This window comes from Paenibacillus illinoisensis NBRC 15959 (assembly GCF_004000925.1).
GTDB lineage: Bacteria > Bacillota > Bacilli > Paenibacillales > Paenibacillaceae > Paenibacillus > Paenibacillus illinoisensis.
Genome location: NZ_BIME01000001.1, coordinates 875072 through 888281, shown reverse-complemented (window position 1 = coordinate 888281; position 13210 = coordinate 875072). Strand labels below are relative to the sequence as shown.

At 49.4% G+C, this 13210-nt stretch carries 14 protein-coding genes; 11 read left to right on the top strand and 3 right to left on the bottom strand.

The window, feature by feature from the left end:
* The first annotated feature begins 76 nt into the window (after positions 1 to 76).
* The 3 genes from PIL01S_RS03850 (at position 77) to coaD (ending at position 1917) form a co-directional block, all read left to right on the top strand.
* The gene (locus PIL01S_RS03850) at positions 77 to 385 is read left to right on the top strand and encodes a hypothetical protein (RefSeq protein ID WP_127536296.1); all 309 of its coding nucleotides are present in this window, start codon (positions 77 to 79) and stop codon (positions 383 to 385) included.
* Positions 386 to 800: 415 nt separating this feature from the next.
* Positions 801 to 1409 carry a 16S rRNA (guanine(966)-N(2))-methyltransferase RsmD gene (rsmD, locus tag PIL01S_RS03840; protein ID WP_095287869.1) on the top strand — a complete coding sequence of 203 codons (609 nt, stop codon included), beginning with the start codon at positions 801 to 803 and terminating at the stop codon, positions 1407 to 1409.
* A gap of 1 nt (position 1410) precedes the next feature.
* A complete protein-coding gene (gene coaD / locus PIL01S_RS03835; protein WP_110822714.1) occupies positions 1411 to 1917 on the top strand; it encodes a pantetheine-phosphate adenylyltransferase in 507 nt (168 codons plus the stop codon).
* Here the strand turns inward: coaD and PIL01S_RS03830 are convergent.
* A complete protein-coding gene (locus PIL01S_RS03830; protein ID WP_127536294.1) occupies positions 1895 to 3145 on the bottom strand; it encodes a nucleoside recognition domain-containing protein in 1251 nt (416 codons plus the stop codon). The two genes, coaD and PIL01S_RS03830, sit on opposite strands and share 23 nt — an antisense overlap.
* A gap of 205 nt (positions 3146 to 3350) precedes the next feature.
* Here PIL01S_RS03830 and PIL01S_RS03825 point away from each other — a divergent pair, with 205 nt between their 5' ends.
* Positions 3351 to 4391, top strand: a complete 1041-nt coding sequence (locus PIL01S_RS03825) for a SepM family pheromone-processing serine protease (RefSeq protein ID WP_127536293.1) — start codon at positions 3351 to 3353, stop codon at positions 4389 to 4391.
* Positions 4392 to 4551: 160 nt separating this feature from the next.
* Here the strand turns inward: PIL01S_RS03825 and PIL01S_RS03820 are convergent, their stop codons facing one another.
* Positions 4552 to 5784 carry a nucleotidyltransferase gene (locus PIL01S_RS03820; protein ID WP_127536292.1) on the bottom strand — a complete coding sequence of 411 codons (1233 nt, stop codon included), beginning with the start codon at positions 5782 to 5784 and terminating at the stop codon, positions 4552 to 4554.
* A gap of 256 nt (positions 5785 to 6040) precedes the next feature.
* Complete coding sequence (hmpA, locus tag PIL01S_RS03815) at positions 6041 to 7279, bottom strand: NO-inducible flavohemoprotein (RefSeq protein WP_127536291.1); 1239 nt, start codon at positions 7277 to 7279, stop codon at positions 6041 to 6043.
* A gap of 455 nt (positions 7280 to 7734) precedes the next feature.
* Between hmpA and PIL01S_RS03810 the strand changes: the two genes are divergently transcribed.
* The 7 genes from PIL01S_RS03810 (at position 7735) to fabG (ending at position 13180) form a co-directional block, all read left to right on the top strand.
* Positions 7735 to 8241, top strand: a complete 507-nt coding sequence (locus PIL01S_RS03810; RefSeq protein ID WP_127536290.1) for a YceD family protein — start codon at positions 7735 to 7737, stop codon at positions 8239 to 8241.
* Between the two features lie 63 nt (positions 8242 to 8304).
* The gene (gene rpmF, locus PIL01S_RS03805) at positions 8305 to 8478 is read left to right on the top strand and encodes a 50S ribosomal protein L32 (RefSeq protein WP_090923906.1); all 174 of its coding nucleotides are present in this window, start codon (positions 8305 to 8307) and stop codon (positions 8476 to 8478) included.
* A gap of 416 nt (positions 8479 to 8894) precedes the next feature.
* Entirely contained in the window at positions 8895 to 9443 is a 549-nt protein-coding gene (gene fapR, locus PIL01S_RS03800; RefSeq protein ID WP_221192561.1) for a transcription factor FapR, read from the top strand.
* The gene (plsX, locus tag PIL01S_RS03795) at positions 9440 to 10435 is read left to right on the top strand and encodes a phosphate acyltransferase PlsX (protein ID WP_127536288.1); all 996 of its coding nucleotides are present in this window, start codon (positions 9440 to 9442) and stop codon (positions 10433 to 10435) included. The genes fapR and plsX overlap by 4 nt, the downstream gene beginning before the upstream one ends.
* An 8-nt stretch (positions 10436 to 10443) precedes the next feature.
* A complete protein-coding gene (locus tag PIL01S_RS03790; protein ID WP_127536287.1) occupies positions 10444 to 11433 on the top strand; it encodes a beta-ketoacyl-ACP synthase III in 990 nt (329 codons plus the stop codon).
* Between the two features lie 27 nt (positions 11434 to 11460).
* Entirely contained in the window at positions 11461 to 12393 is a 933-nt protein-coding gene (gene fabD / locus PIL01S_RS03785) for an ACP S-malonyltransferase (protein WP_127536286.1), read from the top strand.
* A gap of 37 nt (positions 12394 to 12430) precedes the next feature.
* The gene (gene fabG, locus PIL01S_RS03780; RefSeq protein ID WP_095358716.1) at positions 12431 to 13180 is read left to right on the top strand and encodes a 3-oxoacyl-[acyl-carrier-protein] reductase; all 750 of its coding nucleotides are present in this window, start codon (positions 12431 to 12433) and stop codon (positions 13178 to 13180) included.
* Positions 13181 to 13210: the final 30 nt, after the last annotated feature.

The window sequence follows — 13210 nt, the reverse complement described above, 5'->3', positions numbered from 1 at the left end:
TAAGACACACTTTTGCTTATGTGGTAAAATAAGGAAACTTGAGGTAAACAAATTTGGAGGTGAGAGGGGCATGTTCATGGAAATGTTATTTGCTCTAGTTGCGATCCTGGGTATGGGTGTGTTCTATGCTGTGCTCGTGTATTATCTCGTTCGTCTCATCTCCAAAAAAGCGTTTAAGCTTACGCTAACCAGGGCTGAGTCTATTGAAATTCTGGTTTGGCTGGGGATAGCGTTCTTCGGTATTGTGATGATTATTAAGCAGTATTGGAATTTATTCTTACCGGTAGTTCTTCTGCTGTTCTCCATGGTTAACTTTCGGCGCTCCAATCGGAAATACCGGGAGATGGAGAACCATGAACAGCCGGAGCATCATGGAGGTTTCTGAATGACATGGAAGTTTGGCTCTAAGAAATCGGCTGGTTGGAGCCCGTAACAGATGCTAAAGTGGAATAAGCCGTAACATCTTATTGAGGACTGCATACCGTCTTAATTAATGATTTCCATACATATTTGAAAGCAAATAAAAACAGGCCCTCTTTCGAGGGCCTATTTTTCATGGGAGAGGAGAAACCGGACGAAGAGCTTATGGGGAAACGTAAGTCTTCTCCGCGGTTGTCTACGACACTTGTGATGTCGATAATTATAGAATGGCCGAAAGGTTTCCTTTTTATACATATGCGTCAACAACGGGTCAACAATTTTTTGAAATGAATGGAGACAGACTATTTTTCAAACTGAACCCGAGTGTGGTACGATAGTTGTATCAATAAACTTACATAGAGAGAAAAGGTGACTCATCAGTGAGAGTGGTATCCGGGAGTGCGAAAGGCAGACCGCTGAAGGCTGTTCCTGGCAATGGAACACGTCCGACCACCGACAAGGTGAAGGAAGCGCTGTTTAGCATGATTGGCCCTTATTTTGAGGGCGGTACAGCATTGGATTTGTTTGCGGGTAGTGGTGGTCTCGGAATTGAGGCGCTGAGCCGCGGCATGGACAAGGCTGTTTTTGTTGATTTGGAATCCAAAAGTATTGAAGTGATCCGCGCCAATCTGAAGGCAACCAAGCTGGAGGATCAGGCAGCTATATACCGTAATGATGCAGGTCGTGCGTTAAAGGCGCTTGCAAAGCGAACGACACAATTTGATCTGGTGTTTCTCGATCCGCCTTACCGGATGAAAAACGGGGATGAGCTGATGCTTACAATGCATGAACTTGAACTGCTTAAACCGGAAGCGACGATCGTGCTTGAATATGAATCCAAATATAGTTACCCTGAGCAATTCGGCCCGTTTGAACAAACGCGCAAGGCTGTGTATGGGGAGACAGCTGTGTCCATCTATGATTATGCACCTGAGGCATCGAATGATGGAGAAAACAGCATAGCAGAAGAGGAGGCTCCTCATGACTGAAATGATACACAGGCAGGAACGGATTGCCGTATATCCCGGGAGTTTTGATCCCGTAACAATGGGCCATCTGGACATTATCGCCAGGGCGTCCAAGCAATTTGACCGCGTCATCGTGGCTGTACTGAATAATATGAGCAAAAATCCACTGTTCACGGTGGAAGAGCGTAAAGCGCTCATTACAGAAGTTACAGGGCATCTGCCCAATGTGGAAGTGGATAGCTTCCGTGATCTGACAGCCAATTATGTTCGGCAAAAGGAAGCTCAGGTCATCGTCCGTGGTATACGATCCGTGACTGATTTTGAATACGAGCTGCAGCTTGCTTCCACCAACAGCAAGCTGAACCCGGATGCGGAAACCATCTTTATGATGACCAATCCGAAATATTCGTATTTGAGCTCCAGTATCGTCAAGGAAATTGCTCATTACCATGGAGATGTAACCGATCTGGTGTCCCCGGAAGTGGAAACTGCACTTCGCCGGAAAATCAGCGAGAAAAACGGCGGTTAAACCAGTGGGTCAAGCCCGACAGGCTGATCATAATGGCAAGAATGATCGCAAGTCCGATACAGACTGCCGGGAAGCTGCTCCATAAAATCTCTGCCGCAGCGGTGTTGCCTTCAAGCTGGGATTGCATCGGCAGCAGAGTCGTCTCATCCGCGCTTGCAGAAGGCCAGAACGGAGCCCATACCTCTGCACTATAACGGCTGAAGGGTATCCATAGGAAGACACTTAAGGAAAAGGCAATCAACGCATGAAGCAAACGTACAGCAGCAAAATAGATCATGCTCTTGGCTGCCAATCCGGCTGACTTCATCACTGCTGAGACTTGTAAATGGGAGCACAGTCCGCCCCAACCAAGAACCGCAGCAATCAGGGAAATCGTAAGTATGGGAGCCCATGACGTTTGACTTAAATGGTATGTGCCCAAATGCACTTCCAATACAGAAGGCCAGAGGGCAGCCGAACTGCCGGGTGTGATGTACAGGCCCAGAAGTCGTATAAACACGGCAAAACCGATGATGTAACCACCAGTCATCATTAGCGTCTGTACCGCATGAGATACGGTGTCACCTAGCAGTTTACCGAACCCGCGGCCATCTCGGGCCTGGGCTTCACGGGCTGCGTTCATCATTTGGAACCAAAGTCCATGTTGCGGGCTCCGTTTGGGGGGACTGGCTGTAGTGGTCTGTTTTTGACGACGGCGATTGAGCCGAATGGCAATCATTGCAGCAATCCATCCACTGAGCCAATGAATTATAAGCAGAAAGTATCCGGCAGCAGGCTGGTGAAGAAAAGCGGCACCTATGACCAAAATGATCATCATCGGATTGGTGAAATGAGCTGCAGCGACCAGAATAATGGCCTGTTTGCCGGTTATTTGTTGATCCCGAACCAAACGTTGCGCCGTGTCAGCCCCAGCAGGAAATCCTCCACACATGCCGACGGCAAGGGCTAGTCCAGCATCGCCGGGTAGGCGAAACCAACGCTGCATCAGGGGTCCCAGCAAGACGCCGAGAGCGTCTGTAAAACCAAATGCAGTGAGCATTTGCGACAGCATCAGAAACGGAAGCATTGCCGGGAAGATAATTTTCCACCAGATGTCCAACCCTTGAATGGAGGCATCGAAGGCATCTTTCGGAGATACAACTACAGCGACGACCAGTAACAAAGCGCCGGTACTAAGTAGTACCGACCTGATCGGGTTGGATCCTGTAACCTCGGTCTGCATTGTCATCGTTTCACCTCATATGAAATAGCGCCGATTCATTCGGCTGCAGTAATCGGATTGGACGGCCGAATGACGTCCAGAGGACGGTTCGGCCTTGACCGGACAAGCGACAGAATACTGCGGCCTATCCGGCCTGTACCATTGTATGCGTGAGAATGAGGATGTTAGACTTATAATTATGGAAGAAACGCAAAGAACGGGGGCTCATGCGATGAATCGGATTCGAAAATCTGGCGGCTTCAGAGCTTCGATCTTTGTGATCGTGGTGGCTCTGGTTGTCTATGTTGCAGTGTATATGCCAACGCCATATATCATCTATATGCCTGGCAGCGCGGATGAAGTAAAACCGATGGTTACGGTGAAGGATGGGGACCAGGAAGAACGTGGTGTATTCATGATGACGACGGTGTCGGCAACGTATGCCAATGTGTTTTTGCTGGGTACGTCCTTGTTTAACCGAAATATGCAAATTGACAAAAAGGAAGACCGCCTGCAAGGAAAAACGGAAGCCGAGTACTCGGCCGAACAGGTATGGTTCATGAGCGATTCCCAATCTTCCGCCATGGAAGCGGCTTATGAGCAGGCGGGTGTTAAGTATTCCATTGTTCCTGAACATATCTTCGTGTTTGGTTTGTCGGAGGATCCGAAACCACAGGGAGATATTGCTCCTGGTGACATTATCCTGGGTGTGAATGGCACAGCTACACCGGATAACACGGTATTATCTGCCCTGTTGAAGGATAAAAAAGTGGGAGATACGGTAGAAATGCAATTGGAACGCGGAGGCGAGACGATTAGCCGTGATGTGAAGCTGATTGAAGTAAAAGACAGCAAAACGGGTGCTACCCGGCCTGGGCTGGGTGTAATGATCGGAACCGTACAGAAAGTAAAACCCGAAGATTCGAATAAACAAATTACGTTTACGGATACTCAGGTTGGGGGTCCTTCGGCCGGATTGATGTTTACCCTGGAAATTTATAATCAGCTTACTCCCGGGGACCTTACCCAAGGTCACCGAATAGCCGGCACGGGCACGATCACCAAGGAAGGCGTAGTCGGTCCAATTGGTGGTGTGGTGCATAAAATCGTTGCTGCGGATCGAAAAGAGGCGGAGATTTTCTTCGTTCCGAAACAGAATTATCAGGAAGCCGAAGCCAAAGCCGAACAGATTGGCACTAAAATGAAGCTGGTTCCTGTGAATACGGTAGATGATGCCCTGGCTTATCTGAAAACATTGTCTGCCAAATCATAAAAGCTTGAAATGGATTATGTGATTAGGAACAAGTGCGTTATCAAGGAAAAGTAAGAGCAGACAAATGGAAATCCCCTATGCGATCGTTTGAATAAACGACACGACATAGGGGATTTTTTTGATGAGAACATTTATGAACAATTTATTTACAATACAATGTTTAGCATCGAACTGGCGGCTCATAATAATCGCTATACATGGCTCGTGTGTCCGTCTGCTCATAAGAGAGGGCATACGCTGCTTGTGCCTGCACATCAAGCTCCAGCTGGTTGTGAGTAAAGGCAGAGGGTTTCAGCACAACAGGAAGGGACGAAGCCGTTTTCATCTGTTTCAAGAGACTTTGGCCCAGTGAATTGAATCCAAGGACACGAAGATAACCAGGTCCTTCGGCTAGCATGTCCGGGGTAAATTCAGCCTTGGCATGATTCAACAGAATATGGGTCAACATTCGCTGCAGCTTGGTGCGCGTATACCGCCTGGTTTTGAGTGCATCCAGCAGCGATTCAACCGATGGCTCCGGAAGCTGAGCCAGTGTGCGGAGCAGCCTGTGCTCCAATCCTTCCGTGACTTCGGCGATATTTGCCAGCTCGGAGGCACGGCGGGTCGCCGCGGTGTGCAGCAGCGGCTGGGCGAAGCGCTCCCAGTGCACGGGAGCGCTTCCCGCTTGCCATTCGCGCAGCAGAATGGCAAGTGTTGCCGCCGGCACATACGGCGCGGCGGCCTGGGGCCCGTCCGCCATCAGCAGGCGGCGGACGGCTGTTGCACTGGCGATCGCCCCCGGTCCGGGCGTCGCCTCATGATACGCGGCACCGGTGCGTGCCGTCGTCAAGGGCTGGATCGCGCTGCCGAGTCGTTCCAGCGCGATCAGGTAGTGCAGCCCAAGCGAATTGTTGGGCTGCCCGAGCAGTGCGGCGGCGGCAGCTTCGCTCACGCCGCCGGGCGCCAGCGCTGCTGCCGCGCCTGCGTACGCGGCGGGGTAGCTGGCGCCTTCCCGCAGGCGGCGCGCGATGTCCTCGCGCAGCCCTGCGGGCTCCACAGCCAGCACGCGCGCAATGCGCTGCAGGCTGTCCAGGTCGCCGGACTCGCTGCCGAAGCAGAGCGAGTCCACGACCCCGGTGCGGTGCAGCAGCGAGACCGCACCGAAGGCAAACCATTCCGCCGGTTGTACCGCATAAGCAACCGGCAGCTCAATCACCAGATCGGCTCCTGCGTGCAGCGCCATCTCGGTCCGAGCCCTTTTGCCCACAATGGCGGGTTCCCCGCGCTGGAGAAAAGGGCCGCTCATGACGGCCACAAGGGCATCTGCACCGCTTAGACGTCTGGCCTCATTCAAGTGATAGACATGTCCGTTATGCAGCGGATTATATTCCACAATCACACCTACAGCTTTCATCAGTGGGCACTCCTTTCAATAACAATGTTATATATCTTCAATACCTGACTGGGATTTTGTTCGCATTGGTCGATTAATGTCATTGCTGCTTCGCCGAGCAGAAACGTCTTGCTTAATAATAGGGGATACGAGCATCGTTATTCAAATAAAAGCGTTAAGAAAACGCCAAAAAAGCACGGTGTCGCATTCAAATGAATACGGCCCGTGCTTTCAGGGGAGTCATGGATGATCCTTTATTATTACTTCTGGAGATAAATTAAATGGCTTCCGGTGCAGGAATCAGGTTTGTTTTGGGACCAAAGAACTCATAATGAATATTCTCAGGTGAAACGCCAATCTCGCCCAGTGCCGCATACATCGTCTGCATAAAGGGGACAGAACCGGTCAAATAGTAATCGGATTCCAGGGGCTCGCGGATCATCTGTGACAGCCAGGCTGCATCAATATAACCCTCTCTGTGAAAACGCGATTGCTCGCGGTCATCTGGTGTTGGCTGAGCATAACAATACAATGCCTGTACGTTCTCATGCTGTTCTGCCAATGTATTTACATGATCCCGGAAAGCATGAACTTCGCCATTCAGGGCAGCATGAACAAAAGTGACGGAACGCTGGACATTCCTGTCAACCAGCGTGTTCAACATGCTGATCATCGGAGTGAGGCCAACGCCACCGCTCAATAATACGACATCGCGTGAATCCTCCGGGTTCAGTGTGAAATCGCCTGCAGGAGCAGACAATTCGACCAAGTCTCCTTCAGTGATATGGTCATGCAAATAGGTGGATATTACACCATCTGGTCGTTCCATCACAGCACTCTCACGTTTAACGGAAATGCGATAATACGGTTTTCCTGGAGCTTCCGAAAGGCTGTACTGTCTAATTTGGGCATAGGCATTCCCCGCAGGTTTCATCCGGAGGCTGATATACTGTCCAGGTTGATATGTTGCTATGAGGTTGCCGTCCGTTGGCATCAGATAAAAGGAAGTAATCAGGTCGTTCTCCTTTACCTTTTTAGCAACCTGGAAGGATCGGAAACCTTCCCAGCCACCGTTTTGGTTCTCGCTCGCTGTGTACAGATCCTTCTCTAATCCAATAAAAACACCCGCAATGACATTGTAGGCTTCTGCCCACGCAGAAATAATCTCCTCGGTCGCAGCATCCCCCAGCACATCCTTGATCGCTTTCAGCAAATACGTGCCCACGATTTCGTATTGTTCCGGGGCGATGCCGAGACTGCGGTGTTTGTGCGCGACCTGGCGCACGGCTGGCAGGACTGCGGCTAGATTATCAATATGCAGGGCAGCAGCGTATACCATATTGGCAAGAGCGGCCTGCTGCCGTCCCTGTTTTTGGTTAGCGTGATTGAAAATGTTCAGCAGTTCAGGATGATGTGCAAACATTGTTTTATAGAAATGGCTGGTAATGGCCTCGCCGTGAACTTCAAGTACTGGTACGGTGGATTTAATCACTCGAATTGTATTTTCATTTAACATGGATTTTTTCCTCCTATAAATGGATTGACAAATTAGATGGATAACCTTGCGCCATTTATCTATTATGCGTGGCATATAGCAAGTATAGATAGGGTCTAAAGGGGGACGTGTGATCTACATCACATGAATAATTAAAGAAATGTGTCCGTCATGCAAGTAAAAGGATTAGCTTGTAGTATGGCGGAGAGAAAGTTTATAATGCTGAAGAGTGTTTTTATCGTTCGGGTATCTTTCTTTTCCAAAAGGGTGTAAAGTTAAAAGTGTTGACAAACGTCTTGGAAAATCGGTATAATGATTTTTGTTTGTTAAGTCAATTTCATAATACTTTTAACGATGAATCGTCAGAATACATACAGTCAAGATATGAAGTGCACAACGATCAGACTTGATCTGTATAACTGCCGTAAAGTATTTAACACGAATTATGAAATTGGTTTCGTTTGGAGTGATGGGAAATGTTATTGCCATTTCGCAAAGTGGCTATCAGTGACCGACCCCTGCAGTTCAATGAACAGTGGGATATTAAGGAACTGATTTCTAACCGACAAGATATCACAGCCGTTACCCCGCTGACTGCGGATTTATCTGCAGAACAAGCAACGGGGGGCGTGGTGGATGTTCATGGCAAAGTGTCAGCAGGAGTGGACATGTTGTGCTCACGTTGTCTCAAGCCGATTAGTGAACATCTTCATATTGATTTTCATGAGCAATTCAAGCAGGGAGAACAGCCGGAGGACTTGCCTGAAGAAGATGATACTGTCTATGTGGATGGAGAGGACATCGATCTGAAGCTATATGCCGAGGAAGCTTTTCTGCTGCACCTACCGTTTATACCGCTATGCAGCGATACATGCAAAGGGCTATGTCCAAAGTGTGGCCATGAGCTGAACGAGGGTGACTGCGGTTGCGATAACGAAGTTATCGACCCGCGGCTTGCAGGGCTCAAGGATTTTTTTAAATGAGCAAATGAAAATCTAGTGTAACAACTACCTGCAAAGGTTGATTTTGATAAGGAGGTGGGAATAATGGCAGTACCTCAACGGAGAACGTCCAAGACGCGTCGCGACAAACGTCGCACTCACTTTAAATTGGCTGTACCGGGCATGGTGAAATGTGAACAATGCGGCGAATTGAAGCTTGCTCACCACGTGTGCAAAGTGTGCGGAACGTACAAAGCAAGAGAGATCATCTCTCAATAATAGTTAGACATCAAGTAGTACTTCATTTCGATGAGGTACTACTTTTTTTGAATGTTCAAATTCATGTTCGTGTTAAGGGCTGGACTGACTTCGGTTGATTGTTTAAAGAAGAAAGATTCGTAGAATGCAGGAGAGCGGCTGTTTAGCAGAGAGTGGTTTTTGCCCGCCCAGTCTTTCTTTTTGACACAGGATGAGATATACTATGCTTTAGTACCAGGTTCTAAGATTTGGGGTTACATAGAGAAGAACCATAAATTCGTGTGTTGAATAACCTCTGAAGATCAGAGGCTCAATTATAGAGAACGAAGTGAAATGATAGAACGGACCTGCATGGGACGCTTTCTTATACGATACAGCGGGGGGTGTCAGGCATCGAACGTGTACCGAAGAGACAGAGGCAGCAGCAATTGACCAAAATGATCGAAGACAATCCGTTTGTGACGGATCAGGAACTTACGCGCCAATTGAAGGTGAGTATTCAAACGATTCGCCTCGACCGTCTGGAGCTGGGGATTCCCGAGCTTCGTGAACGAATGAAACTGATGGCAGAGCGTTCGTATGACCAGGTACGCTCGCTGCCTCTGCATGAGATTATCGGTGATATTGTAGATTTGCAGCTGGACAAAAGTGGGATCTCCTTGTTTGAGATCAAGGAAGAGCATGTGTTTTCGAGGACGGGAATTGCTCGTGGTCACTATGTATTTGCCCAGGCTAACTCCCTGGCCGTCGCTGTCATTAATGACGAGATTGCATTGACGGCTTCGGCCGATATTCGATTTGTTCGTTCGGTTCATCTGGCCGAGAAATGTATTGCGAAAGCGTATGTGAGATCGATCTCGGGTCAAAAGGGGAAAGCAAAAGTTGAAGTCTTCACCTATGTAGGTGAGGAAATGGTGTTTCAAGGCAACTTTGTCATCTACCGTTCGGGTGGAGACGACAGCCTAGAGGGAGGTCATCTGGAATGAAAATCGTCATTGATGCCATGGGAGGCGATCATGCACCCCAGGCAACGGTAGAAGGTGCAATTGCTGCCGCTACGGAATGGGCAGATACACAGATCGTGCTTGTTGGCGATGAAGCCAAGCTGGAACCGCTTTTGAATCAGTCCGCTGCGAAGCCAGCTAACCTGTCTGTTCGTCATGCTTCGGAAGTGATCGGTTCGGATGACGAACCTGTTAAGGCCGTTCGTCGCAAAAAGGATGCTTCCATGGTGGTCGCGGGCCGCATGCTTAAGGAAGGCGAAGCAGATGCCATGATCTCTGCAGGTAATACCGGAGCGCTTATGACAACTGGTCTGCTGGTGGTGGGCCGCATGGAAGGTATTGAACGACCGGCACTTGCACCGATGATTCCAACAATAGATGATGTTGGGGTGCTTGCGCTTGACCTGGGTGCCAACATGGATGCCAAGCCCGAACATTTGGCACAATATGGACTTATGGGTAGCTTATATCGGCAGAAAGTACAAGGAGTCGACTCACCCCGAGTGGGATTGCTCAATGTCGGAACGGAGCCGGGCAAAGGGAATGAACTAACGAAGCACGCCTATCCGCTACTGGAGCAGCTTCCGATTCGTTTTGTCGGTAATGTGGAAGCTCGCGATGTACTTACAGGTGCATGTGACGTGCTTGTCTGTGACGGATTTGCCGGCAACATATTGCTGAAATCACTGGAAGGCACAGCAGGTGCCATCTTTGCATTGCTTAAGGAACAGTTCTCATCTTCGCTCAAAAGCAAACTGGCTGCAGCGGTGCTGATGCCTGAGCTGCGCGGGCTGAAACGGAAACTGGATTATACCGAGCATGGCGGTGCGCCGCTTCTCGGGTTGAGCAGACTGGTAGTGAAGAGCCATGGATCAGCGGATGGCAATGCGATCAAAAACGCTGTACGCCAAGCTAGAATTGCAGTGCAGAACCAATTGGTGGAAAGCATATCTAAGGAAATTAGCGGGAAGTGAGTGACGACATGAATAATTTGCGCCCGGTAGGGGTTATCGGTACAGGGAAATATGTACCGGAGAAAATTTTGACCAACAGTGACCTTGAGAAAATGGTAGATACCAATGACGAGTGGATCGTTAGCCGCACTGGAATCAAGGAACGTCATATCGCAGCTCCGGATCAGGCGACTTCAGACCTGGCATACGAAGCAGCGATGAAGGCGCTTGAGTCTGCTGGAATGACAGGCAGTGATCTGGATCTGATCATCGTAGCCACAATTACGCCGGACTCAGCATTTCCGTCTACGGCCTGCATTTTGCAGGATAAGCTCGGTGCCAAAGGCGCTGCGGCGTTTGATTTGTCCGCTGCATGTTCAGGATTTGTGTATGGCCTGGCAACAGCAACCAGCTTTATCCAAAGCGGCATGTATAACAACGCGCTTGTTATTGGCGCGGATTGTCTATCCCGGATTACGGACTATACAGACCGTAACACATGCGTATTGTTCGGTGACGGAGCGGGCGCAGTGGTTATTGGCGAAGTTCCTGAAGGTCGTGGATTCAAATCGTTTGATCTTGGAGCGGAAGGTGCTGGTGGCGGCCTGCTTCAACTGGAGGGTGGCGGTTCCCGTCTGCCTGCGTCCGCAGAGACGGTTGAGAATAAAAAACACTACATTTACATGAATGGCCGTGAAGTGTTCAAATTTGCCGTGCGTGTAATGGGTACAGCAACGGATGAAGTTCTGCGTAAAGCAGCCTTGGAGCGCACGGACGTGGATCTGTTTGTTCCTCATCAGGCCAATATTCGTATCATTCAATCCGCCATGCAGCGACTTGAGCTTCCGGAAGAAAAAGTGGTTGTCAACGTAGACAAATACGCCAATACTTCGGCAGCATCCATTCCGCTTGCATTGGTGGAGGCGGCTGAAGAAGGCCGCATGAAAGCCGGCGACACCATCTTGATGGTTGGATTCGGGGGCGGACTGACTTGGGGTGCCTCTGTACTCGTTTGGTAAATTAGATAGCTGGGAGAGATAAATCTAATGAGCAAAATCGCATTTGTATTTCCCGGACAGGGATCACAGGCTGTAGGCATGGCCAAGGACGCGTATGAGTCTGTGCCTGCGGCAGCAGAAATTTTCCGTACAGCCGATGATGTGCTGGGCTTCTCGCTGAGCAATCTCGTGTTTGAAGGACCAGAGACCGAGTTGAAACAGACATCAAATACGCAACCGGCTCTGCTCACTGCGAGTATTGCACTGCTTGAGGCTTTTAAAGAAAAAGGGATTGAGCCCGACTATACGGCTGGACACAGTCTGGGTGAATACAGTGCTCTCGTTGCAGCGGGCGTTCTGTCATTTGCTGACGCCGTGAGCATTGTACGGGCACGTGGTCAGTATATGGAACAAGCAGTACCAGGCGGGCAGGGAGCAATGGCTGCTGTTCTGGGTGCGGATCGGGAAGCGCTGGGGGTGCTTTGCCGGGACGTATCCGAAACGGGTCACGCGGTTGAACTGGCTAATATGAACTGTCCGGGTCAAATTGTTATTTCCGGTGTTAAGGAAGGTGTGGCTGCTGTAGCGGAACGGGTGAAGGAAGCTGGCGGCAAGCGTGCTATTCCACTGGAAGTTAGCGGTCCTTTTCATTCCTCATTGATGAAGGAAGCTGCTGGGAAACTGGCAGAGAAACTGGAGACCGTAACATTCTCGCCAGCCAAGGTTCCTGTAGTCGCTAACGTGACAGCAAGACCTGTGGAAAATGGACAGGTTCAACAATTGTTGACGGAACAGGTCTATTCTCCGGTTTTATGGGAAGACAGTGTGACATGGCTTATTGAGCAAGGTGTAGATACCTTCATTGAGATTGGTTCTGGAAGTGTATTGACCGGATTGATTAAAAAAACAGATAAATCCGTAAAATTGTACAATGTGAACAGTCTTGAAACGCTTGAAGCGACTGCAGCTGCATTAAAGTGATTAAATGACAGGTTATTTGGGGAAAGGAGGAATTAGGTTGTCTAAACCGTTAGAAGGTAAAAATGCACTGGTTACAGGGGCATCTCGCGGGATTGGCCGCAGCATTGCACTTGCTCTGGCTGAAGCTGGTGCCAATGTAGCCGTAAACTATGCAGGCAGTCAGGCTGCTGCTGAAGAAGTGGCGGAAGAGATTCGTGCCAAGGGAGTTCAGGCGATTACCATTCAGGCGAATGTTGGAGTAATGGATGAAGCTGAACAAATGGTCAAGGCTACTCTTGAAGCATGGGGAAATGTTGACATTCTGATTAACAATGCAGGGATTACACGTGATAACCTGATCATGCGCATGAAAGAGGAAGAGTTTGATCAGGTTATTGAGACCAATCTCAAAGGAGTATTTAACTGCCTTAAAGCCGTTACTCGTCCAATGATGAAACAACGCTCGGGCAGAATTATCAATATCTCTTCTGTGGTTGGTGTTCTGGGTAATGCCGGACAAGCCAACTATGTTGCTGCCAAAGCGGGGGTCATCGGTCTGACCAAGGCGTCGGCTCGTGAATTGGCTTCCCGTGGCATCACGGTTAACTGTGTAGCACCTGGGTTCATTGAGACGGATATGACCAAGGAATTGTCACAGGAACTCGTAGATGGTATGCTGAGTGGCATTCCGCTGTCCCGACTGGGTCAGCCGGATGAAATTGCCGGAGTTGTTACATTCCTGGCATCGGGAGCTTCATCGTATATGACAGGGCAGACATTGCACGTCGATGGCGGCATGTATATGTAAAACTTCCCGGACTTAAATCAATAGTCGGGG

Bases quoted from the DNA above. Each gene is read 5' to 3' on its own strand.
- PIL01S_RS03850 (WP_127536296.1), top strand. From the start codon at position 77: ATGGAAATGTTATTTGCTCTAGTTGCGATCCTGGGTATGGGTGTGTTC.
- coaD (WP_110822714.1), top strand. From the start codon at position 1,411: ATGATACACAGGCAGGAACGGATTGCCGTATATCCCGGGAGTTTTGAT.
- PIL01S_RS03830 (WP_127536294.1), bottom strand. From the start codon at position 3,145: ATGACAATGCAGACCGAGGTTACAGGATCCAACCCGATCAGGTCGGTA.
- PIL01S_RS03825 (WP_127536293.1), top strand. From the start codon at position 3,351: ATGAATCGGATTCGAAAATCTGGCGGCTTCAGAGCTTCGATCTTTGTG.
- PIL01S_RS03820 (WP_127536292.1), bottom strand. From the start codon at position 5,784: ATGAAAGCTGTAGGTGTGATTGTGGAATATAATCCGCTGCATAACGGA.
- hmpA (WP_127536291.1), bottom strand. From the start codon at position 7,279: ATGTTAAATGAAAATACAATTCGAGTGATTAAATCCACCGTACCAGTA.
- PIL01S_RS03810 (WP_127536290.1), top strand. From the start codon at position 7,735: ATGTTATTGCCATTTCGCAAAGTGGCTATCAGTGACCGACCCCTGCAG.
- rpmF (WP_090923906.1), top strand. From the start codon at position 8,305: ATGGCAGTACCTCAACGGAGAACGTCCAAGACGCGTCGCGACAAACGT.
- fapR (WP_221192561.1), top strand. From the start codon at position 8,895: ATGATCGAAGACAATCCGTTTGTGACGGATCAGGAACTTACGCGCCAA.
- plsX (WP_127536288.1), top strand. From the start codon at position 9,440: ATGAAAATCGTCATTGATGCCATGGGAGGCGATCATGCACCCCAGGCA.
- PIL01S_RS03790 (WP_127536287.1), top strand. From the start codon at position 10,444: ATGAATAATTTGCGCCCGGTAGGGGTTATCGGTACAGGGAAATATGTA.
- fabD (WP_127536286.1), top strand. From the start codon at position 11,461: ATGAGCAAAATCGCATTTGTATTTCCCGGACAGGGATCACAGGCTGTA.